Below are 21,925 nucleotides of genomic sequence, written 5' to 3'. Positions count from 1 at the left end.
GGTATGGATCCCCAGGTAGAGGCTAAATGTAGGACAGGTTGGGCGCCACGTCATGCCGCGTCCCCCGCCGCGGATATTCTCACGCAGGCGTCGACCATCGCCTGCTCCGCGCCGTCGAGCGGCCGACCTTCCCTCCCCGCGGATATGACGCACGTGGCCGCGATCTGGATCGCAAGACTTCGCGCGGGTACGTCCAGGGCCGTCCAGGGATCGCCCTGCGCGGGCACGGCCGGGCCGCCCGTCTCCCTGTACGCGCCCAGGAAGCGCTCCCAGTCCCGCGGCGGGAGAACCCCGCCGGAGTAGAGCGCCGCGGGCCGCGCGAGGTCCCATGCGGGGTCGCCCGCGCCGAGGTCCTCGATGTCGATGAGCCGCCACCGCCCGTCCGGTGCGCGGACCATCTGGCCCAGATGCCAGTCGCCGTGGATGAGGCAGCGGGCGCGCTCCTCGGGCTCCTTCTCCTCGCCGCGTATCCAGGCGGGGAGAGTGGTGAACGCGCGGCGCACCGCGTCCGCGGCGGAGCCGTCCTGCAGGCGGGAGACCAGGCGCGCCACGCGGGTCGGACGTCCCCACGGCGGCGCGTCGGCCGGGACGGGCACCGCGTGCAGCGCCGCCAGGAGCCGGGCGCCCTCCTCCCAGGGGAGTTTGCCGGCCGGATCCACCGGCTCACCGAACGCCGAGAGCGTGACCGTGCGGCCGTCCACGGTGAGCGGCGGCCCCAAGGCGCCGACGACCAGATCGGGCAGCGCCTCCGCCAGCGCTATCCGGGCGAGGAGGGGGGAGCCGTGTTCCCGGTCGGCCTGGTGCGCCTTCACGACCACGTCGCCGACGCGGACGACGAGCACACCGTGCCGGTCGTACAAGGTCTCCGGCCGTCCGTCCTGGGTGGCCCTCTGACGCCCGATCTCGGCGAGCCGCGTGAAGAGCCCTGACTGGACGGTCTCGGTTTGCACGCGACCAGTCAACCACTCCGCGCGGGGCCCATCCGCTGCGCCGACGAGGCGGCGAACTCGTCCCGCAGCCGCTGCCGGACGACTTTGCCCAGCATGTTCCGGGGCAGCTCCGTCCGGGGCAGGAACTCGGAGGGCACCTTGTAGTGCGACAGAAAGCGTTCGCAATGCCGGCGCAGCTCGTCCGCCGAGAACGGGTAGGCGGGGTGTTCCACCACGTGGGCGATGATGCGCTCGCCCCGCCGGGCGTCCGGCACGCCGACCACGGCGCAGTCGTGCACGGCGGAATGGCGGCGCAGCACCTTCTCCACCTCGGACGGGGACACGGTGAAGCCGCTCACCTTGATCATGTCCCGCTGGCGGTCCACGATGGTGATGAAGCCCTTCTCGTCCATCACGCCTATGTCACCCGTGCGGAGCCAGCCCTTCGACAGGGTCTGCGCGGTGGCGAGCGGCGCGTTCCAATAGCCCGCGAACACCTGCGGCCCGCGCACGACGACCTCTCCCGTCCCGCCCGGCGGCAGGACCTTCGTCGGCTCGTCCTGGTCGACGATGACGGCATCGGTCATGGGCAGCGGCAGCCCGACGGTGAGGTTGCGCGCCCCGCCGCCCAGCGGGTTCGCGGTGACGGCCGGGGACGCCTCGGTCAGCCCGTAGCAGTTGATCAGGCCCTTGGCCCCGACCTCGGCGAGCCGGTCGATCGTGCTCTGCGACAGCCCCATCGCCCCGGAGATGAAGATGCGCAGGGAGCGCAGGTCGTCCGGCCGGAACCGCGGGCTGTCGAGCACCTGCTCGTACAGCGTCGACACCCCGGGGAAGATCGTCGGCCGGTACCTGCGTATCGCGCGGACCACGCGGTCGCCGTCGTAGCGGGGGAGCAGCACCACCGCCCCGGCGGTCATGACGGGCGCGACGAGGCAGCTCATCAGCCCGAACGAGTGGAACAGCGGAAGCACCGCCAGCGTCACGTCCTCGCCGGGACGCCCTTCGAGGTCCCACGCGTGCTGCTGGCAGGCGTTCGCGACGAGGTTGCGGTGCGTCAGCATCGCGCCCTTGGGCCGCCCCTCCGTCCCGCCGGTGTACTGGATGGCGGCAAGATGCCTCGACGGGTCCAGGGGCAGTTGCCGGACGCGGCGCGCGGGCGGCCTCTGCAACTCCTTGAACGGGACGACGCCGGGTTCCCGCGGCACGTCGGCGGTGATGGCCGCGCGCCGCCGCTGCATCTGCACGAGCGGGAGCCGCAGGGCGAGCCGCCTGGTGGCCGGGAGGAAGTCGGCCAGGGACGTCACGATGACGTGTTCCAGACCCGCCCGGGACCGCACGGCCTTCACCGTCTCGTAGGAACGATCCAGCACCACGGCGACGCGCGCGCCGCAGTCGGCGAGCTGCCTGAGCATCTCCTCCTCGGTGTAGAGGGGGTTGTGCTGGACCGCGATCGCGCCCCTGCGCAGCACGCCGAAGAACGCGATGACCTGCTGCGGGCAGTTCGGGAGGATCAGCGCCACCCGGTCGCCGGGCTGCACTCCCAGCCGGTGCAGGCCATCGGCGAACCGGTCCACGGCCTCGCGCAGGTCCCGGTAGCAGATCCGCCGGCCGAAGAAGATCAGCGCGTGGTTGCGGGGGAACCGGTCCGCGGCGTCGTCGAGCAGGCGCGTGACGGGCACGTCCGGGATGTCGACCTCCCGGGGGACCCCGGGCTGATACCACTGGTGCCAGGGCGAGGAGCGCAGTGACGAGTGCCACATAACGCCCGATTGAATCATCTCCGGCACCGTCGCGCCGGGCGAAGAAACGCGAACCCGCGGGCCGCCGGGCGCGCCGGTTCAGCGCGTCCAGCCCTCCGAGCGGGTGACGGTACGGGCGCCGGGGGCGGGCGGCTCCACCGCGCGGCCCTCGTAGGCGGTCGACAGGACGATGTGCGAGTTCATCTCCCCGTGCTCCCCGAGGCGTTCCAGGAGCCCCTCCAGGTGCTGCATCGACGCCACCCGCACCTTCAGCATCGAGCACCAGCCGCCGCTCAGCTTGTGGACCTCGGTGACCTCGGGCAGGTCCTCGGCGGCGGACGTCTTGAGCAGGCAGCGGCCGAGGGCGCACCGCATCTGCACGAAGGCCGTCAGCGGCTGGCCGACCCTGGCCGGATCGACGCGCGCCTGGTAGCCGGTGATGACACCGGCCTCCTCAAGGCGCCGCACCCGCTCGGCGACCGCCGGGGACGACAGGTTCACCAGGGCCGCGAGCCGGTTGAACGACAGGCGGCCGTCCCGCTGCAGCTCGGCGAGGATCCGCCAGTCCGTCTGGTCCATGTGGAAGGTCCCTTCGGGGAATCGCTTTGCAATCTATAGGCCGAAAGAGCTGAAGGCCAGGGATCATCCATTCCTTCCGGGAAATGGCCTTTCTAGCGTTAAGGCATGGAGAAACGATCCCGTCCGATGGCCGCCCTCTGCTCGGGCGCCGCCCTGATGAACGCGTCCATGGCGGTGGCGAGCGCGACCGCGACCCTGGTCGCCGCGGACCGGCTCGGCGCCGCGTGGGGAGGCGTGCCGAACACCGCCGGCATCGTCGGGACGGGCGCCGGCGCCCTGGCGCTGACCCGGCTCGCGCGGGCGAGCCGGCGCCGCGCCTTCGTCCTCGGCTACGCCGCCGCGGCGGCGGGCGCCTGCCTGGCCGCCCTCGCGGTCGCGAAGGGCGACGTCGCGGGGCTGTGCCTCGGGATGCTGCTGCTCGGCCTCGGCAACGCGGGGGCCCAGCTCTCCCGGTACGCGGCGGCGGACCTGCACCCGGCGGGACGGCGCGGCTTCGCCATCGGGCTCGTGGTGGGGTGCGCGGCCGCCGGCGCGGTCGGCGGGCCGCTGCTGCTCGACCCGTCCGGCGAGGCCGCCGCGGACGCCGGCCTGCCCGCGTTCACCGGCCCGTTCCTGCTGGCCGTCCTGACCTGCGCGGTCGCCGCCGCCGCCGCGACCGGCGGACCCGGCGGCAGGTCGGGGGCCCAGGGCTCGCCGCCGCCGCTGCGCCGCCTCGCCCGTACGCCGGCCGCCCGCTCCGCGCTGGCGGTGATGGTCACGGCGCAGGTCGTGATGGTGGCCGTCATGACGGCGGCGCCTCTGGACATGCACATGCACGGCGACGGCCTCGGGACGGTCGGCATGACGCTGTCCGCGCACACCCTCGGGATGTTCGCCCTGTCACCGCTCACGGGGCGGATGACCGACCGGTACGGCGCGCACCCGGTGATCCTCGCGGGCCTCGCGGTGCTCGCCCTGTCCACGGCGCTCGCGGCGGTCGCGGCCGGGTCGCCGGGGCGCGTCGCGGCGCTCTTCCTGCTCGGGTACGGCTGGAACCTGTGCTTCGTCGGCGGCAGCGCACGCCTCGCCCGCGACCTGCCCGAGGCGGAACGCCCGCACGTCGAGGGAGCCGTCGACGCGGCCGTCTGGACGATCGCCGCGGCCGCGAGCCTGCTGTCCACGGCGGTGCTGTCGGCGGGCGGGTACGCCGTCCTGGCCTGGGCGTCGTGCGCCGGGGCCGTCGCCGTCGCGGCCGGGCAGGCCCGCCGCCGCGCGCCCGGGGCCGAGCAGGCCGGGCAGGAGATCGGACGGACGTGATCCGGGGTCAGATGCGGCCGGTGCCGCGGCAGACGTTGCACCGCTCGTGGGTGGCGGTGCTGGTGCCGGTGCCGTTGCAACCGGGGCACGACCGCGTCGCCGGTTTGTTGTGCTTGCCCAAGTCCACCACCCCCTGGGAGTTCATCCTAAGGGCTCGGCAGTTCGCATGCCGTGCCCGCTTATCAGTTCGCTGACAGGGCCCTCCGGGTTCACCCCGAGCTCCGGCGAACCCCCGAACCGGGGCCGGACGACGTCGCGGCGCGCCCCGCCGAGTCGCGTTCGCCTTCCCCTCCGACGCTTGTACGCTGTCCCTCACGCGCGCCGTCGTCCGGTCACGGTGCCCCGAGCAAGGAGATCGCGCAGGTTGGTGCCATTGCCGCTGACCACCGCGATCCGTCCCTACGACTGGGGATCGCGGACCGCCCTGGCCGAGCTGCTCGGCGTCGAGCCGACGGGGCGCCCGCAGGCCGAGCTGTGGGCGGGCGCACACCCGGCCGCCCCCTCCCGCGTGGACGGGACGCCCCTCGACGTCCTCATCGACCGCGACCCCATCGGGATGCTCGGCGCCCCGAGCGTGGAGCGGTTCGGGCCCACGCTGCCCTACCTGCTCAAGGTGCTGGCCGTCGAGAAGCCGCTGTCGCTGCAGGTGCACCCGACCACGGCGCAGGCCGAGGCCGGCTTCGCCCGTGAGGAGGCGCAGGGCATCCCCGTCGACGACGCCGCCCGCACCTACAAGGACCCTTTCCACAAGCCCGAGATGGTCTGCGCCCTCACCGAGTTCCACGGCCTGTGCGGCTTCCGCGACCCGGCCGAGACCGCCGCGCTCCTCGAAGACCTGAAGGTCCCCGAACTGGACGCGTGGATCAAGACGCTCCGCGCCGAGCCGCCCGCCGATGCGCTCCGGACCGTCCTCACGCAGATGCTGGACGAGCGCTCCCGCCCCCTCCAGGCCGCGGTAGAGCCGGCCCTGACGGGCGTCTACGCCGACATCGCCCGCGCCCACCCCGGCGACCCGGGGGTCCTCGCCGCGCTCCTGCTCGACCACGTCGAGCTCAAGCCCGGCCAGGCCCTCTTCCTCGGCGCCGGAGTGCCCCACTCCTACCTGGGCGGCCTCGCGATCGAGGTCATGGCCAACTCCGACAACGTCGTGCGCTGCGGTCTCACCGCCAAGCACATCGACGTCCCCGAGCTGATGCGCGTCGTCGAGTTCGCCCCGTCCCGGCCGCACCGCGTCGAGCCCACGGCCGACCACCGGTACCGCACGACGGCCGAGGAGTTCACCCTCGTCCGCCACGACCTCGCGGGCGTCCCCGAGGACCTGCCCGCCGGCCTTCCGCAGACGCTCCTCTGCCTGGAGGGCGAGGCCCGCCTCACCGCGGAGCCGGCCCTGACGCTCGCCCGGGGCGAGGCCGCCTTCGTCCCCGCCGGCGCCCCCGCGACCCGCCTCACCGGAAACGGCACGCTCTACCGCGTGCTCCCGGGGATCGGGTCATGACCGTCCTCGCCCTCGACATCGGCGGCACCAAGTTCGCCGTCGCCCGCGTCGACGCCGCCGGCAGGCTCCTCGACCGCGCCGAGCACCCCGTCGGCCAGGCGCCCACCGCCACCCTGCGCGGCCTCGTCGCCGACTTCGCCGGGGACGGCCGGACGCGCCGCTCCCTGACGGGCGTCGGCATCGGCTCGGCCGGCCCGATCGACGCGGCCGCCGGCACCGTCAGCCCGAGCAACATCCCCCGCTGGCGCGGCTACCGGCTCGTCGCGGCCGTCCAGCGCCTCGTCCCCGGCGTCCCCGTCACCCTCGCGGGCGACGCCCAGTGCATGGCGCTCGGCGAGTGGTGGCGCGGCGGCCACGACTGCGGGTCCCTGCTCGGCGTCGTGGTGTCGTCCGGCGTCGGCGGCGGCCTCGTCATGGACGGCCGCCCCTGGACGGGACGCACCGGCAACGCGGGCCATATCGGCCACGTCGTCGTCGACCTCGACGGCGAGGCGTGCGTCTGCGGCGCCCGCGGCTGCCTGGAGACGGTCGCCGGGGGCCTCGGCATGGTCCGCTGGGCGCTCGCCCAGGGCTGGACGCTCGCCCCCGCGACGGGCCGCCCCGACGCCCGCGCCCTCGCCGCGGCCGCCCGCGCCGGCGCCCCGGTCCCGCTCGCGGCCTTCCGGCGCGCCGCCGGCGCCCTCGCCACCGCGATCCTCAACACCGCCTCCGTCCTCGACGTCCGCGACGTCGTCATCGGCGGCGGCGTCGCGGCCGCGGGCGACCTGCTCCTCGATCCGCTGCGCGCCGCGATCACCGCCCGCGCCGGCATGCCGCACCTGCGCGACCTGCGCGTGTCCTCCACGACCCTGGAGCGCGACGCCGGCCTCTACGGCGCCGCCGCCCTCGCCCTCCTCGCCTCCGGCGAACCCCTGCGCCCCACCCCCTGAACCAGACCCTCAACGCTTCCTTAAAGACGCCATAAGGAGGGCGGCGGGGCCGGGGAACGGTGCGAGGTTCGTGGTGTGGCACTGCGAATGGGCAAAGACACCGGTTCGTTCGCCCTCGGTCAGCCGGGGGAGCGGATGCGCCCCGCGGTGGTCGCCCGGGCCTTCCAGGGGCTGCCGCCCGCGCACCGCGAGATCCTCACCGAGACGGTCTTCCGGGACCGGTCGGTCAACGAGGCCGCCGCCTCGCTGGGGGTGCCGGTCGACGTGGTCAAGGTCCGCGTCTACCACGCGCTCCGGGCGCTCAGCGCGGCCGTGGAGACGCCGCGGACGTTCGCGTGACGCCCGCGAGGCTGCGGACGATGGCGGCGAACGCCTCGACGAGCGGGCCTCCGTCCGCCCAGGCGAGCGCGACGCGCAGCGGCTCCACGTCCGTGAGCGGCACCCAGGACAGTCCGGGACGCGCGTAGTACAGCGCCATGCTGGACGGCGCGAAGCAGATGGCCGTGCCCTCGGCGACCTGTTCGAGCATCTCCTCGACGTTGTCGTTGGTGGGCCCCCAGCGCGGGGCGGACCCGTCAGGGCGGGGGTTGACCGCCCACCAGTCCACCCACTCGCGGGGGGCGCGCTCGGTCCACATGAGGGGCTCGTCCTTGACGTCCATAATGGAGACGCCCTCGGCGGAGGCGAGCGGATGGCCCGCGGGGAGGCCCACGACGCGGGGCTCGGTGTGGACGGTCTCGGAGTGCAGGCCGCCCAGGTCGGCGGGGAGCCACACGAACGCCACGTCCACCTGCCCGGCGCGGAGAGCCGCGGTCTCGCCGCCCCAGTCGAAGCGCTTGGGCTCGACGCGGACGCCGGGGTGGGCGCGGGCGAACTCGGCGCGGGCCCGGGTCGTCAGCTCGCCGGCGCCGCTGGCCTCGAACCCGACGCGCAGGACGCCGGTCTGCCCGCGCCGGTGCCGCTCGGCGACGGCGGCGACGCGGTCGGCCTGCCGGACGGTGCGGCGCGCCTCGGCGATCACGTCGCGGCCGGCCGGGGTGGGGGTCACGCCGCCCGCGTGCCGGTCGAACAGCCGGACGCCGAGCTCGGCTTCGAGCCTGCGCAGGGCGTAGGAGAGCGCGGGCTGGCTGACGTAGAGGGCCTCGGCCGCCCGGCCGAGGTTGCCCGCGTCCGCGATCGCGGCGAGGTAGCGCAGCTGGCGCAGCTCCATCCGGGCATCATAAACGCTCTTTATCGGACGGGAGAAGTTCTGTCTTGGACGGCGGGGCCGCTGAGCTGCGATAACTGTGGTCATGACGAACATTTCTGATAATGGACGGGTCTGGCTGATCACCGGGGCGAACTCGGGCTTCGGAAGGGCGATCGCCGAGGCGGCGCTGGCGGCCGGGGACACGGTGGTCGCGGCGGCGCGGCGGCCCGAGACGCTGGACGACCTCGTGGCGCGCCACCCGGGGCGGGTCGCCGCGGTCGCGCTGGACGTCACCGACCAGGCGAGGGTCGCGGACGTGGTCGCGGACGCGGTGCTGTGGCACGGGCGGATCGACGTGCTGGTCAACAACGCCGGGCGCGGTGTCGTCGGCGCCGTGGAGGAGACCACCGACCGTGAGCTGCGCGAGCTGATGGACCTGCACTTCTTCGGTCCGGCGGCGCTGGTCCGGGCGGTGCTGCCGCACATGCGCCGGCAGGGGAGCGGCGCCGTCGTGCAGATGTCGAGCATGGGCGGCCGGTTCTCCTTCCCCGGCGTGGGCGCCTACTCGGCGATCAAGTTCGCTCTGGAGGGCCTGTCGGAGGCGCTGGCGCAGGAGGTCGCGCCTTTCGGGATCAAGGTTCTGGTGGTCGAGCCGGGGGCGTTCCGGACGTCGTTCGCCGGCGGCGGCCTGCACCAGACGGCCGCGATGCCGGAGTACGCGGGCAGCGTCGGCCCGGTCCGGGCGAACCTGCCGGGCAGCGACGGCAGGCAGCCGGGCGATCCGGCCAAGGCCGCCGCGGCGATCCTGAAGGCGCTCGACGCCGATGACACGCCGCTCAGGCTGCCGCTGGGCAACGACGCCGCGGACGCCGTGGACGCCGCCCTCGCCGGAGCGCGGAAGGAGTTCGCGGCTTGGGAGCCGATCTCCCGGGGCACCGATTTCGAGGAATGAGCCGATAAATGGGTTGCCGGGGCGGAACCGCCCCGGCACCATGGACGTCGTAGGGAAGAAAGCCGGAAAGACGGGATCGGGAAGGGGAGTCGCGATGCGACGTCGAATGCGCAGCAGCCATTCCGGTCTCGGGAGCCGCCGACGGACGTGACCCGCACGTCCTGACGCCGACCGCCCGAAGACCACGGGCGGTCTTTTTCGTTTCCGGAGGGTTGGCCGAGCGGAAAGGCAGCGGCTTGCTAAGCCGTCGTCAGGGTCACCCCTGCGCGAGTTCGAATCTCGCACCCTCCGCGCTGAGCAGGGACGCTGGTGCGTCCGGCGGTCTCATAAACCGCAGCAGGCAGGTTCGATTCCTGCGCTCAGCACGCAAGAACACGTCTCCGTGGCGCAGTGGAGAGCGCGCCGGGTTGCGGACCCGGAGGCCGCAGGTTCGATTCCTGCCGGAGATACGGCTTTCGTGGTGTAGTGGTCTGCACACCAGGTTGTGGTCCTGGAAGTGTCGGTTCGATCCCGACCGAGAGCCCTATGTATTTTGTCCGACCGTGACCGGCAGATATTGCTCAGGTGCTGGTATCCGGTTGCGTTGCGTTTGATCGAACCTGGAAAAACCTTCCGCATGTACTGTTCCTCCCCGCAGGCGTTGCGGACCCGCGTCGTCGGCCTGAGCCTGCTCGCCGTGCTGGCGCTGACCGTCCACGGCGGTCCCGCCCGGGCGGCCTCGGGCCCCGCGCCCTACCTCGACCCGCGGCTCTCGGTGGAGGACCGCGTCGACGACCTGCTCGACCGGATGAGCCTGGCCGACAAGCTCGGCCAGATGACGCAGCCGGAGCGGCGCTACGTGACGCCGGAGGAGGTCACCCGCTACCGGATCGGGTCGGTGCTGTCCAGCGGAGGGTCGTCGCCCAGCCCGAACACGCCGCGGAGCTGGGCGGACATGACCGACGGCCTCCGGCGGGCCGCGCTCGCCGCGCCGCTGCGCGTCCCGATGATGTACGGCGTCGACGCGGTGCACGGCCACAACAACGTGGCCGGGGCGACGATCTTCCCGCACGACATCGGGCTCGGCGCGGCCCGCGACCCGGCCCTCGTCCGCCGGATCGGCGCGGCGACCGCGGAGGAGATGACGGGGACGGGCGCGGACTGGGACTTCGCGCCCTGCGTGTGCGTGGTCCGCGACGACCGCTGGGGCCGGACGTACGAGTCGTTCGGCGAGGTGCCCGAGCTGCCCGCGATGATGACGACGCTCGTCGAGGGGCTCCAGGGGGACCGGCTGGGCGGCCCCGCGTCCGTCCTGGCCACGGCGAAGCACTACCTCGGGGACGGCGGCACCGAGGGCGGCGACGACCGCGGCGATACCCGGATCTCGGAGAAGGAGCTCCGCGCGGTCCACCTGCCGCCGTTCCGCGAGGCCGTGAAGCGCGGCGTCGGCTCGGTGATGGTCTCCTACAGCTCGTGGAACGGGCTGAAGATGCACCGGAACAAGTATCTGATCAGCGATGTCCTCAAGCGCGAGCTGGGTTTCACGGGCTTCGTCGTCTCCGACTACAACGGCATCGACGAGATCGACGGGAAGCGGGGGTTCACCGAGGAGGAGGTCGCCGCCGCGGTCAACGCCGGGATCGACATGGTCATGGTGCCGGCCGAGTGGCGCCGGTTCATCGACCACCTGCGGGACGCTGTGAAGGACGGCGCCGTCCCGATGTCCCGTGTCGACGACGCGAACCGCCGCATCCTGACGAAGAAGTTCGAGCTGGGCCTGTTCGAGCGGCCGCTGGCCGACCGCTCGTACCTGAGGACGGTGGGGAGCACCGCGCACCGCGCGCTCGCCCGGCGCGCGGTCGCCCGGTCGCAGGTGCTGCTGAAGAACGCCGGCGGCGTCCTGCCCCTGGACGACGACGACAAGGTCTTCGTCGCGGGCCGCAGCGCCGACGACATCGGCATGCAGTCGGGCGGCTGGACGATCACCTGGCAGGGCGCGCCGGGCCCGGTCACGAAGGGCACGACGATCCTGCAGGGCATCCGCAGGGCGGCGGACCCGTCCGCGACCGTCGCCTACAGCAGGGACGGGACGGGCATCGACAGGTCCTACGACGCGGCGATCGCGGTCGTCGGCGAGAAGCCGTACGCCGAGTACCACGGCGACCTCACCGGCGGCATGGGCCTCGACGACGCCGACCTGAAGACGATCGACCGGCTGCGGGCGTCCGGCGTCCCGGTGGTCGTGGTGCTGGTGTCGGGACGTCCGCTGGACATCGCCTCGCAGCTGCCGAAGTGGAGCGCGCTCGTCGAGGCGTGGCTGCCGGGCAGCGAGGGGGCGGGCGTCGCCGACGTCCTGTACGGGGCCGCCGCACCCACCGGCAGGCTTCCCGTGACGTGGATGCGAGCGGCCTCCCAGCAGCCCATCAACAGGGGCGACGGCAAGAAGCCCCTGTTCCCCTTCGGCTACGGCCTCACGTACGAGTGAGCGCCTCCTTCAGGACGTCGTCCAGCGGGGACGCGGCGACCCCGAACGTCTCCTCGATCGCTGAGGAGTCGGCGGTGAACGGCCGGTGCGACATGTGCTGCGTCTCCCACATCTCCTCCCAGAACGGGTCCGTGAGGCTCAGCAGGGTCAGTTCGCGGTCCGTCATGGTGTCCAGGCGCGGTTCGGGGACGCCGGCGAGCGCGGCGAGGCGTCCGGCGACCTCGCGCACCGACGCGGTGATCGTCGGGGCGTGCCACGGCCGGCCCCATCCGCGCGCGTCGCGGGCGACGGCGACGAGCGCGCGGGCGGTGTCGCCGATCGCCGAGTAGGCGTGCGGGACGTCGAGCTCCGCCGGGACGAGCGCCGGGCGTCCGGCGAGCACCTTCGGCTGCACCATGAGCGTGAAGACGGAGTAGGCCCCGGCGCCGATGAACTGGCCGGCGCGCACCTCCGCGGCCCGCACCCGACCGGCGTCGTGCGCCTCCTTGGCCCGAAGCCACATCTCGGCGCGCACCCGCCCCTTGGACCCGGTCGCCTCCAGCGGGCGCTCCTCGGTGACCGGGCCGTCCACCGGCCCGTATCCGTAGAGGTTGCCCAGCATGACGTACCCCGCGCCGGACCGTTCGGCGGCGGTCAGGATCGAGCCGAACAGCGCGGGCAGCAGGTCCGGCCACGTGTGGTAGGCGGGCGCCGCCGCGTTGAACACGGTCGCGGCGCCCTCGGCGAGCCGGCTGAGCGCGCCGGTGTCGGTGGCGTCCAGCGCGAGCCGCTCGATGAGCGGGTGCTCCGGCCCCGCTCCGCTGCGGGACACCATCCGGACGCGGTCGCCCGCGCCGGCGAGGAGGAGAGCGGTGGCGGTGGCGGTGGCTCCCCTGCCGACGACGACATGAAACGGCATGATTCACTCCAGTGAGGTAGCGGCCGGGCATCCGGCCGTCGCACGCTCCACTCTGCGGTCCGCCGCCCCCGGGCGGCAGGGGCCCGATCGCCAATCGTCCGGAGGTTCTGGCCAGATGCACAGGGTCGCGGTCGTCGTCGTCCCGCCGGTGATGAGCTTCGATGTGACGATCCCGGAGATGGTGCTGGGCGCCGCCGAGGAGGATGGCGGTCCCGCTTACGAGCTGCTGCTCTGCGCCGCCGAGCCGGGGCGTCCGCTGGAGACCGTCGGCGGCCTGGACGTCGTCGCCCCGCACGGGCTGGACGCCGTGCGCGGCGCGGACAGCGTCATCGTGGTGGGCAGCGGGGGCCGCACCGGCATCGAGCGGCCCGTCCTGGACGCCCTGCGCGCCGCGGAGGGCACGGGGAAACGCGTCGCGGCCATCTGCACGGGGGCCTTCGTGCTGGGCGAGGCGGGCCTGCTGGACGGGCGCCGCGCCACGACGCACTGGGGCCTCACCGGCGACCTGGCCCGCCGCTTCCCCGCCGCGAAGGTCGTCCCCGACGTCCTGTACGTCACGGACGGAACCGTGCTGACCTCGGCCGGGGCCGCCGCCGGGATCGAGCTGTGCCTGCACCTGATCCGCGAGGACCACGGCGCCGCGGTGGCGGCCGGGGCGGCGCGGCTGACGGTCGCGGCGCCCCCGCGTCCCGCCGGCCAGGTCCAGCGCCTCGAAGACCCGCTGCCCGCCGGACCGGACGTGTCGCTCGCCGAGACCCGCGCCTGGGCCGTGCGGCGCCTGGGGGAACCGCTCACCCTCGCCGACCTGGCCCGGCACGCGCGCGTCAGCACCCGCACGCTGACGCGCCGGTTCCACGCGGAGACGGGCCACAGCCCGTTGCAGTGGCTGCTGCACCAGCGGATCGACCGGGCCCGCGAGCTGCTGGAGGGCACCGCGCTCCCGATGGAGCAGGTCGCCCGCCGCTGCGGCCTCGGCAGCGCCGACTCCCTGCGCCTGCACTTCGTCCGCAGGCTCGGCGTGACCCCGAGCGCCTACCGCTCCGCTAGTCGGCGAGCGCGGCCAGTGCCCTCTGGAGGTCCTCGGACGCCTGGTCTGCCGGCTTCTTCCCGGTGAGCGCCGCGGTGACGTGCTCCTGGACGGCGGCGCTGACCTCGCTGTAGCGGACGACGACCGGGCGCGGCCGCGCCTTGTCCATGCCCTGCCTCAGCACCGGCAGGTACGGGTACCGCTTGATCATTTCGGGGTCGCCGTAGAGGGCGGCGAGGGACAGCGGGAAGGACTGGGCCCTGCCGTACTCCCTCTGGACGGCCGGGCTGACGATGTGGGCGACGAAGTCGCGGGCGGTGGCCTGGTGCCTGGAGAACGCCGACACGGCCAGGTTGTTGCCGCCGAGCGTCCCCGAGCCCGGCCCGTCCTCTCCCGGGATCGGCGCGACGCCGAACTTCCCGGCCACCTCCGAGCCGTCCTTCCCGGCCGCGAGGGCGTAGACGTAGGCCCAGTTGCGGTGGAAGACGAGATGCCCCTCCTGGAACGCGCGGCGGCCCTCCTCCTCCTTGAAGGTGATGGCCTTCCGCGGGACGGTGCCGTTCCGGAAAGCGTCCACGAGGAACCTCAGCCCGGCCTTGGCCTGCGGGGTGTCCACCCGCGGCCTGCCCGACGAGTCGAAGACCTCTCCGCCCGCGGACTGGACGGCCTCGGAGTAGTTGACCGTGAGCCCCTCGTACTTCCCGTACTGGCCCGCGTAGCAGTCGACGCCCCGGCCCCCGGGCGTCCGGCGGACCTTCGCGCAGGCGTCGCGCAGCTCGGCCCACGTCTTCGGCGGACCCTTCACCCCGGCCTCGGCGAGGAGGTCCTCGCGGTAGTAGAGGACGCCGGTCCCGGTCAGCCACGGCGCCGCGTACAGCCTGCCGCGGTACTTCCCGGTCTCCAGGGCCGCCGGGACGAACGAGGAGGCGTCGACCAGCCCGTCCGGCAATGGCAGGATCCAGCGGCGCGCGGCGAACTCCGCCGTCCACACCGCGTCCAGCCGGACGACGTCGTAGGCGTCCGACTCGATCCGCATGTTCTGGACGAGCTGCTGCCGCGCCTGGTCGCCGTCCTCGGGCAGCTCGACGAGCCGGACTCTCTCCTTCGGGTGGCCGTCGTTCCACGCGGCGACGAGCCGCTGCACGGTCCCGGTGAGGTCCTTGCCGGTGGCGACCGTGATGGGCCCCCGGCCGTCGTTGCGCGCGGGCGACGACCCGCCGGACGAGCCGCCGCACGCGGCCGCCGCGAGGGCCAGGGACAGCGCCGCGGCGACGGCCGGCAGGAGTCTGGTGGTCATGGGCTCACCGCGCCTTTCGCCGGGGACGACCGCGGGTCCAGTTCGATGACGGCGCCGTCCCGCCGGGCCCGTTCGGCCGCCCACACGACGCGGTGCGAGGCGAGGCTCTCCCGGGGACCGGTGCTGAGCGGGGCGGGGTCGCCCGCCGCCAGCGCGGCGACGAACGCGTCGGCCAGCGCGTCGTCGTCATCGTCGTGCCGTCCGTCGGACGCGCCGCCGGGAGGGGCGGCGCCGGGCTCGAAGGTCTCGCTCTCGCCGGTGACGAAGTCGCGGACCGTGATGCGGAGGCCGTCGCCCTCCAGGGAGCCGGACGTCCCGAAGACGCGCGTCTGGCGCGGGGCGGCCGCCGCGAACGCGGTCATGGTGAACACGCCGGTCGCGCCGGACGGGAACTCCATGTTCACGACCTGGTGGTCGACCACGTCGTTGTCGCAGGCGTAGACGCAGCGCCCGTACGGGCCCTCGCGCAGCGCCCGCAGGACGCCCGCCTCGGTGCGGTCGTCGGTGACCGCGCCGAGCGGCCACCTCTCGCGGGCGGGATCGCCGAGGCACGCCAGGTACAGCCGGGTCGCGGAGTAGGGGCAGCGGGGCTCCACGGCGCAGTCGACGCAGCGGTCGGCGGCGCCGGGCGGCCGCTCCCGCGGGCGGAAGTGCGACAGCCGCCCGAACGAGGACACCCGCGCGGGGACCTCGCCCATCACGTGGATCAGCCAGTCGAGGTCGTGGCACGACTTCGTCATCAGCATCGGCCCGGACTCGTCCGCCCGCCGCCAGTTGCCGCGCACGTAGGAATGGGCGTGGTGCCACCAGCCGACCGGTTCGAGGTGCTGGACGCTGACCGGGGCGCCGATCCGGCCGTCCTCGATCAGCCTCCTGAACGCGCGGGTGTACCGGCTGTAGCGCATCACGTGGCAGACGGCGAGCATCACCCCGGCGCGCTCGACGGCGTCGACGATGCGCAGCGCGTCCGCCTCGGACGTCGCCATGGGTTTCTCCAGCAGGATGTGGCAGCCGAGGCCGGCGAACCGGATCGCGGGCTCGGCGTGCTCGGCGTCCTGCGTCGCGATGATCACTCCGTCGGCGGGGCGGCCCCCGGCGGCCATCTCCCGCCAGCCGGGAAAGACCTGATCCGGTGCGAGGCCGTGCTCGGCCGCGAACCGGGCGCGCCGCGCGGGGTCGGGCTCGGCGACCGCGACGATCCGGCCGATCCCGGCCTCCCGGATCCGTGCCGCGTAAGCGCGGCCGCGCAGCCCCGCTCCGGCCACCGCGATCGTTGGCCCCGTCCGCTGCATCGCCGCGCCCTTCCGACCTGGCCGTCCGCGCCGCCGGGGAACCGGGGGCCGACTTACGCAAGGTGCTTTCATAAGTAGTCTGGCCATAATGTCGTCCGTCCGCCGAACGCTGTCAAGGGGTACCCGTGCCGCACCACTCTCTCCACGGAGGCGACCCCTCGGTGCTCCGCCGGCTCAACTCCGCCGCGACGCTGCGGGCGCTGCGCGACGGCGGCGAGGCGACGCTGTCGGAGCTGGCCCGGCGCGTCGGGCTGTCCCGGCCCACCACCGAGGGCGTGCTGGGCGAGCTGATCGACCGCGGCCTGGCCGCCGAGGACGCGCCGCGCCCGGGCGGCGGGCTCGGCCGTCCCGCCCGCCGCTACCGGTTCCGTGCGGAGGCCGGGCACGCCCTCGGCGTCGACGTCGACGCGCACCGGGTGCGGCTGCTCCTCGCCGACCTCTCCGGCGAGGTCGTCGGCGGGCACCGCGCCGGCCTCCCCGGGGGCGCGGAGCCCGGCGAGCGGATCGCGGCGGTGCGCGCCGCGGTCAGGGCGTGCCTGGCCGGGGCGGGCGTCGACCGGCGGTCGCTGCGGGCCGTCGCGGTCGGCACCCCCGGCGTCGTCGCCCCCGACGGGACGATCACGTCCTGCACGGTCGTGCCCGGGTGGGAGGGCGTCCACCTGGCGCGCGAGCTGGGCCGCTCGTTCTCCTGCCCCGTCCTCGTCGAGAACGACGCCAACCTCGCCGCCATGGCCGAGCGGTGGCGCGGCGCCGCCCGCGACGCCGACGACGTCGTCTGCGTCTACGCCGCCCTGCACACCGGCATGGGCGCGATCATCGGCGGCCGCCTGCACCGGGGCCGCTGGGGGGCGGCGGGCGAGATTGGCATGCTGGACGAGCTGGGCCTGCGGGACACGGCCGCCTCCCTGGTGCCGGACGCCGGATCCGGCCCCCTCCTCGTCGAGGAGGCGGAGCGCGTCCTGGACGCGGCCGGGCGCGGGTCCGCCGAGGCGCGGGACCGGGTGGAGCGGCTCGCCGCCCGGATGGCGCGCGGCGTCGCGGCGATGGCCCTCGCCCTCGACCCGGAGACGATCGTGGTCGGCGGCCCCCTGGCCGGGGCCGGCGCGCCGCTGGTCGCCGCGCTGCGCGAGCGGGTCGCCCCGCTGTCCCTGAGCCCGGTCCGGATCGAGGGCTCCGAACTCGGGGACGAGTCGGTGGCCCTCGGCGCCGTCCGCCTCGCCCTCGACAGGATCGACGAGGACCTGTTCCGTCTCGCGCCCCCGTCCGACCCCGGCGAGGAGCCCCGGGCCCGCCCGCCCGCATCGGCGTGAAGGGCTGACCGGCGCGAATGATAAAACCGCCCGAAACGAACCTGTGCCTACAAACCGCTTTTGCGCCCCTTGAGTTCTTAGGAGATCAGGACGCTGCGTACCGCGAAATGACCCTCTGTGCTGTCGGAGGGGCCCGGTAAGGTCTCCGGTGTACTGGTGGAGAGGGGACGACGAACGGACAGGAGCGACATGAGCGCACAACCCGTAGAGCCACTCCTCCCCGGGCAGGTCCACCGCGTCCCGAGAACGATCAAGGGCATCGCCGACTGCCTGCCCCGGGAGAAGCGGGATCAGTTTCTCGGCGAGGTCATGGACGCCAGGTTCGGCTCTGAACTGACGAACCTGCTGTCGGGATGGCATGCGGAAGCGATGTTCGGCCAGGTGCCCGACCGCGAGGAGCGTCGCGCGAGGGCGACCGAGGAGATGAGGGCGGGAAGAAAGATCTCCCTGGAGGAGATCAGGGCCGGACGCCGCTTTCGCAGCGGAAACGAGTGACCGCTCGCAAGAGCGGCTGGACGGTCTTCTGCTCTGAGACGGCGGGCCTGATCCTCCACTCCTCCCTCCCGAAACAGATCGAAGACCGCCTTGTCGAGTACCTCTGCGAGCTGGCCTGGCAGGGTGGTGCCGCGGTCGACCTGGGGTTACCGCCGCCAGGGAAGCCGCTCGACGAGGCCGGAGTCGCTTATGCGGTCTCGCTCGACGACATCGACGCGTCCATCGAGTATCTGGTCGTCCGCGATATCAAGGAGTTCCACATCACCGATATCAGCTGGGCCGGCTGACCCGACGTCGCCTGACCTGACGCCGGTTGGCTCGGTGGGCGGGGGCTAGGGGGTGAGCGGGGGGTCGAAGTGCCAGCCCTCGGCGAGCAGGGCGTCGATCGCCTCGACGGCGGCGGCCAGGCGCCGCTCGTGGGGGCCCGTCACGGTGAGGTGGGGGAGGCCCTGCTTCTCCAGTTCCTCCTGGAAGCGCCCCGACATCCACGACCTGATCCGCTCGCCGTCGCGCCAGCCGTCCTGCTCGAAGGGGACGCCCGTGTGATCGGTCACGATCCACAGGTGGTGCGGCGTCCGCCCGTGGACCGCCTCGACCTCGGGAGCCGACGCGCCGACGTAGCGCTCGTGCCAGATCACCGTGGCGAACGCGTCGGTGTCGCAGACCAGCAGCGGCGAGCCCGACCGGGCCGCCGCGTCCTCCAGGGCCGCGTGGTGCTCGGCGATCCGGGTGAACTCGGCCGACTCCCACACCAGGTCCTCCAGGCGCAGGGACGGGTCGCCCTCCCGCCGCCGGACGGCGGCCAGCTTCTCCTCGGTGAACGTCCGGCCGTACTCCGGCACCCACCGGGTCGCCTCCCACACCCCGCCCCGCCGCGCGTAGTGGGCCGCGAGCGCGCGGGCCAGCGTGGTCGTGCCGGTCGACTCGGCGCCCACGACCACCACCCGCCGCGCCAGGTACGCCCGGACGGGCGGCGAGAGGTACTCCCAGTGGGCTGCGGGGTCCTCCCGCACGGCGGTGCCGCTCACCGGGAAGCGCTCGCGCGGCGGGTCGACCGGGACGTGCGCGGCCGAGAAGCGCTCGGCCAGTTCCGGTCCGTACGCCTCCGAGCTGAACACCGCGTCCACCGGCGGGACGGACGCGCCGAGCCCCGACCGCATCGCCAGGCCCGCCCGGAACGCCGCGACGTGCGCCGACCAGGCCTCGTCGGACTCGTAGTCGATCTCCGCGTCGTCCACCACCGGGACGATCTCCACGTGCGGCTGCCGGTGCGCCTCGCGCAGCCACGCCGTGCGCAGCGCCAGCGGGATGCTCTCCGCCGTGGACGCCGCCACGACGACGCTCACCCGGGCGCAGGTCGCGGCGGCCGTGTCGATCAGATGGTGGTGCCCGGCGTGCGGCGGATAGAACTTGCCGATGACCAGGCCGTGCTCGTGCTTCACGCGGCCACCGCCGGGGCGAGGGGCCGCGCGCGCAGGTCGCGGCGCCACGCCAGCAGCCCGGACACGCACAGCGCCAGGAACACGACGTAGAGGGCGCTGGTGAGCTTGAGGTCCTTGGCGAAGTACAGCGGGATGTAGACGAGGTCGGCGGCGATCCACAGCCACCACGACTCCAGCAGCTTGCGCGACTGCCCGTAGGTCGCCATGAGGGAGAGCGCGGTGGTGAGGGCGTCCCAGAACGGGACTGTGGAGTCCGTCCATGCCGACAGCGCCCAGGTCAGGAACGCGGTGCCGGCGGCGCCCGCGGCGATCAGGGCGGCCCACTCCGCGCCCCGCGTGCGCCGCACCGGGAGCCGGTCGCGGCCGTCCCCGCCGTACAGCCACACCCACCAGCCGTAGAGCTGGAGCGCGACGTAGACGACCTGGAGGCCGGCGTCGGCGTAGAGGCCGCCGTCCAGGAACACCAGGCCGAGCAGGATCACGTTCGCGATGCCGATCGGCCAGTTGAGGATGTTCTGCCGGACGACGAGCCACACGTTGACGGCGCCGGTCGCGAAGCCGAGCAGCTCCGCCCACGTGGTGGGGACCGACCCGAGATGGAAGGCGGGGTCGAGCAGCGGACCGAGCGGGACGTTCACCGACATGAGCGCAATGATCACATATCGTCAGTCCGACGACAAGTGGATCAAGGGGCGGGAGGCGGCGCTCGCTTGACAAATGAGTGAGCGCTCACTCAGAATCGGGGGCATGGCACCCGACGAGGAGGCACCGATGTATCCCGAGCTCAACGGCATGGTCGCGGTCGTCACCGGCGGCTCGCGCGGCATCGGCGCCGCCACGGCACGCGCGTTCGCCGCCGAGGGCGCCAGGGTCGCGGTCCTCGGACGAGACCGGGCGGCGCTCGACCGGGTGGCCGGGGAGACCGGCGGGATCGGCGTCGCGGCCGACGTCACCGACCTGGCCGCCGTCGAGGCCGCGCGCCTGCGGATCGAGGACGAGCTCGGCCCGGCCGGCGTCCTGTGCGCCTTCGCGGGCGGCGGCATCGCGCGCCCGGGCCCGACCGCGGCCATGACCGAGCAGGAGTGGCGGTCGGTCCTGGACGGCAACCTCACCGCGACCTTCCTCACCCTGAAGGCGTTCCTGCCCGGCATGCAGGAGCGGAAGGCGGGGTCGATCATCACGATGTCGTCCTCGGCCGGGCGGCTGCCGACGAACCTGCCGGGCGGCGGCGGCCGCGAACTGGGCAACCCGTGGGGCGCCCCCGTCGCCTACGAGGCCGCCAAGGCGGGCGTCCAGGCCCTCACCCGCCACGCCGCCGCCGAAGCCGGGCGGGACGGCGTCCGCGTCAACTGCGTCGCCCCGGGAACGATCCGCACCGAGCGCACCGCGCGGTTCATGCCCGAGGAGACCCAGGCCGCCGTGGCCGCCTCCCACCCGCTCGCCCGCCTCGGCGAGCCGGGCGACGTGGCGGCCACCGCGCTCTTCCTGGCCTCGTCCCAGTCCGCCTGGCTGACGGGCCTCACCCTCGACGTCACCGGCGGCCGCGTCATGCTCTGACCCGCGGAACGCGGAAGGGCCCTCGCCACCCCGGCGAGGGCCCTTCCGCGTTCCGTGCGCGGCTACGCGACGATGAGCAGCGGGTTCTGGAGCAGCTCGGCGAGCCGGGCCAGGAACTTCGCGGCCGTCGCGCCGTCGGTGGCACGGTGGTCGACCGACAGGGTGACCGTCATGCGCTTGCCGGGGACGACCTGCCCGTCGCGGACGACGGGTTCGTCGCGGACGGCGCCCACCGCGAGGATGGCGGCCTCCGGCGGGTTGATCACCGCGGAGAACGAGTCGACGCCGAACATGCCGAGGTTGCTGACGCTGAACGTGCCGCCGCTCATCTCCCGGGCGGACAGCTTGCCGTCGCGGGCCTTGGCGGCGAGCTCGCGGGTCTCCCGGCCGATCTGCGAGACGCTCATGCGGTCGGCGTCGCGGACGACCGGCACGACCAGGCCGTCCTCGACCGCCACCGCCACGCCGACGTGCACCCGCTTGTGGAAGAGCAGGTTCTCCTCGGTGTAGGAGACGTTCACCGCCGGGTGCTCGCGCAGGGCCGTCGCCACCGCCTTCACGACCAGGTCGTTCACGCTGACCTTCGCCGGGGCGAGCGCCTCGTTGAGCGTCGCGCGGAACGCCAGCAGGGCCTCGGCGTCCACCTCGCGGTTGAGGTAGAAGTGCGGCGCCTCGCGCTTGCTCTCGGTCAGCCGCCGGGCCGCGACCTTGCGGAAGCGGTTCAGCGGGACGGCCTCCACGTCCGGGTCGTCGGCCCGGGCCTGGACGGCGGGCGCCGACGGCGCGGGAGCCGCGGGGGCCTGGGCGGCGGCCGGAGCGGGCGCCGCCGGACCGGCGGAGCGCACGGCGGCCTCGATGTCGGCGCGGACGATGCGCCCGCCCGGGCCGGAACCGGTGAGCGTGGCCAGGTCGATGCCGTGGTCGCGGGCCAGCCGGCGCGCCAGCGGCGACGACGGCGGGCGGGCGGCGGCCGCGTGTCCGTTGGCCCGCGGCGGGGCGGCCGCGGCGACCGCGGCGACCGGCGCCTCCGCC

The 21,925-nt window shown here is 74.0% G+C and carries 21 protein-coding genes and 4 tRNA genes; 15 read left to right on the top strand and 10 right to left on the bottom strand.

The window, feature by feature from the left end:
* Window positions 1-50: 50 nt before the first annotated feature.
* From AB0C87_RS40655 to AB0C87_RS40645, 3 genes are all read right to left on the bottom strand, one after another.
* Window positions 51-950 (bottom strand): aminoglycoside phosphotransferase family protein, encoded by a 900-nt coding sequence (locus AB0C87_RS40655; protein WP_360581866.1) that lies wholly within the window; start codon window positions 948-950, stop codon window positions 51-53.
* Window positions 951-958: 8 nt separating this feature from the next.
* Window positions 959-2,692: an AMP-binding protein gene (locus tag AB0C87_RS40650; protein WP_345184874.1), complete on the bottom strand. Its 1,734-nt coding sequence runs from the start codon at window positions 2,690-2,692 to the stop codon at window positions 959-961.
* 78 nt (window positions 2,693-2,770) lie between these two features.
* Window positions 2,771-3,250, bottom strand: coding sequence for an Lrp/AsnC family transcriptional regulator (locus tag AB0C87_RS40645; RefSeq protein WP_345184876.1), 480 nt, complete (start codon window positions 3,248-3,250; stop codon window positions 2,771-2,773).
* A 105-nt stretch (window positions 3,251-3,355) separates the two neighbouring features.
* On the opposite strand from AB0C87_RS40645, the gene AB0C87_RS40640 reads away from it, so the two are divergent.
* From AB0C87_RS40640 to AB0C87_RS40625, 4 genes are all read left to right on the top strand, one after another.
* Window positions 3,356-4,546, top strand: coding sequence for an MFS transporter (locus AB0C87_RS40640; protein WP_353835004.1), 1,191 nt, complete (start codon window positions 3,356-3,358; stop codon window positions 4,544-4,546).
* Between the two features lie 367 nt (window positions 4,547-4,913).
* Entirely contained in the window at window positions 4,914-6,041 is a 1,128-nt protein-coding gene (gene manA, locus AB0C87_RS40635) for a mannose-6-phosphate isomerase, class I (RefSeq protein WP_360581863.1), read from the top strand.
* On the top strand, window positions 6,038-6,970 hold the full coding sequence (locus AB0C87_RS40630) for an ROK family protein (protein ID WP_353835006.1): 933 nt from the start codon (window positions 6,038-6,040) through the stop codon (window positions 6,968-6,970). The genes manA and AB0C87_RS40630 overlap by 4 nt, the downstream gene beginning before the upstream one ends.
* 75 nt (window positions 6,971-7,045) lie before the next feature.
* On the top strand, window positions 7,046-7,309 hold the full coding sequence (locus tag AB0C87_RS40625) for a sigma factor-like helix-turn-helix DNA-binding protein (RefSeq protein ID WP_345184885.1): 264 nt from the start codon (window positions 7,046-7,048) through the stop codon (window positions 7,307-7,309).
* Here AB0C87_RS40625 and AB0C87_RS40620 read toward each other — a convergent pair.
* A complete protein-coding gene (locus tag AB0C87_RS40620; RefSeq protein ID WP_345184888.1) occupies window positions 7,272-8,180 on the bottom strand; it encodes a LysR family transcriptional regulator in 909 nt (302 codons plus the stop codon). The genes AB0C87_RS40625 and AB0C87_RS40620 overlap by 38 nt on opposite strands.
* 82 nt (window positions 8,181-8,262) lie before the next feature.
* Here AB0C87_RS40620 and AB0C87_RS40615 point away from each other — a divergent pair, with 82 nt between their 5' ends.
* The 6 genes from AB0C87_RS40615 (at window position 8,263) to AB0C87_RS40590 (ending at window position 11,575) form a co-directional block, all read left to right on the top strand.
* The gene (locus AB0C87_RS40615) at window positions 8,263-9,111 is read left to right on the top strand and encodes an oxidoreductase (RefSeq protein WP_360581861.1); all 849 of its coding nucleotides are present in this window, start codon (window positions 8,263-8,265) and stop codon (window positions 9,109-9,111) included.
* A 206-nt stretch (window positions 9,112-9,317) separates the two neighbouring features.
* Window positions 9,318-9,402 (top strand) — tRNA-Ser (locus AB0C87_RS40610).
* Between the two features lies 1 nt (window position 9,403).
* Window positions 9,404-9,476 (top strand) — tRNA-Met (locus AB0C87_RS40605).
* An 11-nt stretch (window positions 9,477-9,487) separates the two neighbouring features.
* Window positions 9,488-9,560: transfer RNA gene (locus AB0C87_RS40600), tRNA-Arg, on the top strand.
* Between the two features lie 2 nt (window positions 9,561-9,562).
* Window positions 9,563-9,634: transfer RNA gene (locus tag AB0C87_RS40595), tRNA-His, on the top strand.
* Between the two features lie 93 nt (window positions 9,635-9,727).
* On the top strand, window positions 9,728-11,575 hold the full coding sequence (locus AB0C87_RS40590) for a glycoside hydrolase family 3 N-terminal domain-containing protein (RefSeq protein WP_353835007.1): 1,848 nt from the start codon (window positions 9,728-9,730) through the stop codon (window positions 11,573-11,575).
* Here AB0C87_RS40590 and AB0C87_RS40585 read toward each other — a convergent pair.
* Entirely contained in the window at window positions 11,562-12,473 is a 912-nt protein-coding gene (locus AB0C87_RS40585) for an NAD-dependent epimerase (protein ID WP_360581859.1), read from the bottom strand. The genes AB0C87_RS40590 and AB0C87_RS40585 overlap by 14 nt on opposite strands.
* 115 nt (window positions 12,474-12,588) lie before the next feature.
* Here AB0C87_RS40585 and AB0C87_RS40580 point away from each other — a divergent pair, with 115 nt between their 5' ends.
* On the top strand, window positions 12,589-13,587 hold the full coding sequence (locus AB0C87_RS40580) for a helix-turn-helix domain-containing protein (protein ID WP_360581857.1): 999 nt from the start codon (window positions 12,589-12,591) through the stop codon (window positions 13,585-13,587).
* Here AB0C87_RS40580 and AB0C87_RS40575 read toward each other — a convergent pair.
* Both AB0C87_RS40575 and AB0C87_RS40570 read right to left on the bottom strand, forming a co-directional pair.
* Window positions 13,517-14,797 carry an ABC transporter substrate-binding protein gene (locus AB0C87_RS40575; RefSeq protein ID WP_345184899.1) on the bottom strand — a complete coding sequence of 427 codons (1,281 nt, stop codon included), beginning with the start codon at window positions 14,795-14,797 and terminating at the stop codon, window positions 13,517-13,519. The genes AB0C87_RS40580 and AB0C87_RS40575 overlap by 71 nt on opposite strands.
* On the bottom strand, window positions 14,794-16,089 hold the full coding sequence (locus AB0C87_RS40570) for a Gfo/Idh/MocA family oxidoreductase (protein WP_360581855.1): 1,296 nt from the start codon (window positions 16,087-16,089) through the stop codon (window positions 14,794-14,796). Before AB0C87_RS40570 ends, AB0C87_RS40575 begins: the two co-directional genes overlap by 4 nt.
* Before the next feature lie 125 nt (window positions 16,090-16,214).
* Here AB0C87_RS40570 and AB0C87_RS40565 point away from each other — a divergent pair, with 125 nt between their 5' ends.
* From AB0C87_RS40565 to AB0C87_RS40555, 3 genes are all read left to right on the top strand, one after another.
* Window positions 16,215-17,399 (top strand): ROK family transcriptional regulator, encoded by a 1,185-nt coding sequence (locus AB0C87_RS40565; protein ID WP_360581853.1) that lies wholly within the window; start codon window positions 16,215-16,217, stop codon window positions 17,397-17,399.
* Window positions 17,400-17,516: 117 nt separating this feature from the next.
* Window positions 17,517-17,894: a hypothetical protein gene (locus tag AB0C87_RS40560; protein ID WP_360581851.1), complete on the top strand. Its 378-nt coding sequence runs from the start codon at window positions 17,517-17,519 to the stop codon at window positions 17,892-17,894.
* Window positions 17,891-18,181, top strand: a complete 291-nt coding sequence (locus tag AB0C87_RS40555; RefSeq protein WP_345184910.1) for a hypothetical protein — start codon at window positions 17,891-17,893, stop codon at window positions 18,179-18,181. The genes AB0C87_RS40560 and AB0C87_RS40555 overlap by 4 nt, the downstream gene beginning before the upstream one ends.
* Before the next feature lie 45 nt (window positions 18,182-18,226).
* Here AB0C87_RS40555 and AB0C87_RS40550 read toward each other — a convergent pair whose 3' ends face one another.
* Both AB0C87_RS40550 and pnuC read right to left on the bottom strand, forming a co-directional pair.
* Window positions 18,227-19,336: an AAA family ATPase gene (locus tag AB0C87_RS40550; protein ID WP_360581849.1), complete on the bottom strand. Its 1,110-nt coding sequence runs from the start codon at window positions 19,334-19,336 to the stop codon at window positions 18,227-18,229.
* A complete protein-coding gene (pnuC, locus tag AB0C87_RS40545; RefSeq protein ID WP_345184914.1) occupies window positions 19,333-19,980 on the bottom strand; it encodes a nicotinamide riboside transporter PnuC in 648 nt (215 codons plus the stop codon). Before pnuC ends, AB0C87_RS40550 begins: the two co-directional genes overlap by 4 nt.
* A 103-nt stretch (window positions 19,981-20,083) precedes the next feature.
* Here pnuC and AB0C87_RS40540 point away from each other — a divergent pair, with 103 nt between their 5' ends.
* Window positions 20,084-20,893: an SDR family NAD(P)-dependent oxidoreductase gene (locus tag AB0C87_RS40540; protein ID WP_360581847.1), complete on the top strand. Its 810-nt coding sequence runs from the start codon at window positions 20,084-20,086 to the stop codon at window positions 20,891-20,893.
* A 62-nt stretch (window positions 20,894-20,955) separates the two neighbouring features.
* On the opposite strand, the gene AB0C87_RS40535 is transcribed toward AB0C87_RS40540, so the two are convergent.
* A partial coding sequence (locus AB0C87_RS40535; RefSeq protein WP_360581845.1) for a dihydrolipoamide acetyltransferase family protein occupies window positions 20,956-21,925 on the bottom strand: 970 nt, incomplete at its 5' end.

It is taken from the genome of Actinomadura sp. NPDC048021, from assembly GCF_040653135.1.
Taxonomy (GTDB): domain Bacteria; phylum Actinomycetota; class Actinomycetes; order Streptosporangiales; family Streptosporangiaceae; genus Spirillospora; species Spirillospora verrucosospora.
Note: the sequence above shows the minus strand (reverse complement) of the source record. Positions and strands in the feature narration are given on the sequence as shown.

What these genes read in the sequence shown, in the direction of transcription:
- AB0C87_RS40575 (WP_345184899.1), bottom strand. Translation starts at nt 14,797, where the DNA reads ATGACCACCAGACTCCTGCCGGCCGTCGCCGCGGCGCTGTCCCTGGCC.
- AB0C87_RS40540 (WP_360581847.1), top strand. Translation starts at nt 20,084, where the DNA reads ATGGCACCCGACGAGGAGGCACCGATGTATCCCGAGCTCAACGGCATG.
- AB0C87_RS40620 (WP_345184888.1), bottom strand. Translation starts at nt 8,180, where the DNA reads ATGGAGCTGCGCCAGCTGCGCTACCTCGCCGCGATCGCGGACGCGGGC.
- AB0C87_RS40615 (WP_360581861.1), top strand. Translation starts at nt 8,263, where the DNA reads ATGACGAACATTTCTGATAATGGACGGGTCTGGCTGATCACCGGGGCG.
- AB0C87_RS40590 (WP_353835007.1), top strand. Translation starts at nt 9,728, where the DNA reads ATGTACTGTTCCTCCCCGCAGGCGTTGCGGACCCGCGTCGTCGGCCTG.
- AB0C87_RS40570 (WP_360581855.1), bottom strand. Translation starts at nt 16,089, where the DNA reads ATGCAGCGGACGGGGCCAACGATCGCGGTGGCCGGAGCGGGGCTGCGC.
- AB0C87_RS40650 (WP_345184874.1), bottom strand. Translation starts at nt 2,692, where the DNA reads ATGTGGCACTCGTCACTGCGCTCCTCGCCCTGGCACCAGTGGTATCAG.
- AB0C87_RS40640 (WP_353835004.1), top strand. Translation starts at nt 3,356, where the DNA reads ATGGAGAAACGATCCCGTCCGATGGCCGCCCTCTGCTCGGGCGCCGCC.
- pnuC (WP_345184914.1), bottom strand. Translation starts at nt 19,980, where the DNA reads ATGTCGGTGAACGTCCCGCTCGGTCCGCTGCTCGACCCCGCCTTCCAT.
- AB0C87_RS40580 (WP_360581857.1), top strand. Translation starts at nt 12,589, where the DNA reads ATGCACAGGGTCGCGGTCGTCGTCGTCCCGCCGGTGATGAGCTTCGAT.
- AB0C87_RS40585 (WP_360581859.1), bottom strand. Translation starts at nt 12,473, where the DNA reads ATGCCGTTTCATGTCGTCGTCGGCAGGGGAGCCACCGCCACCGCCACC.
- AB0C87_RS40630 (WP_353835006.1), top strand. Translation starts at nt 6,038, where the DNA reads ATGACCGTCCTCGCCCTCGACATCGGCGGCACCAAGTTCGCCGTCGCC.
- AB0C87_RS40645 (WP_345184876.1), bottom strand. Translation starts at nt 3,250, where the DNA reads ATGGACCAGACGGACTGGCGGATCCTCGCCGAGCTGCAGCGGGACGGC.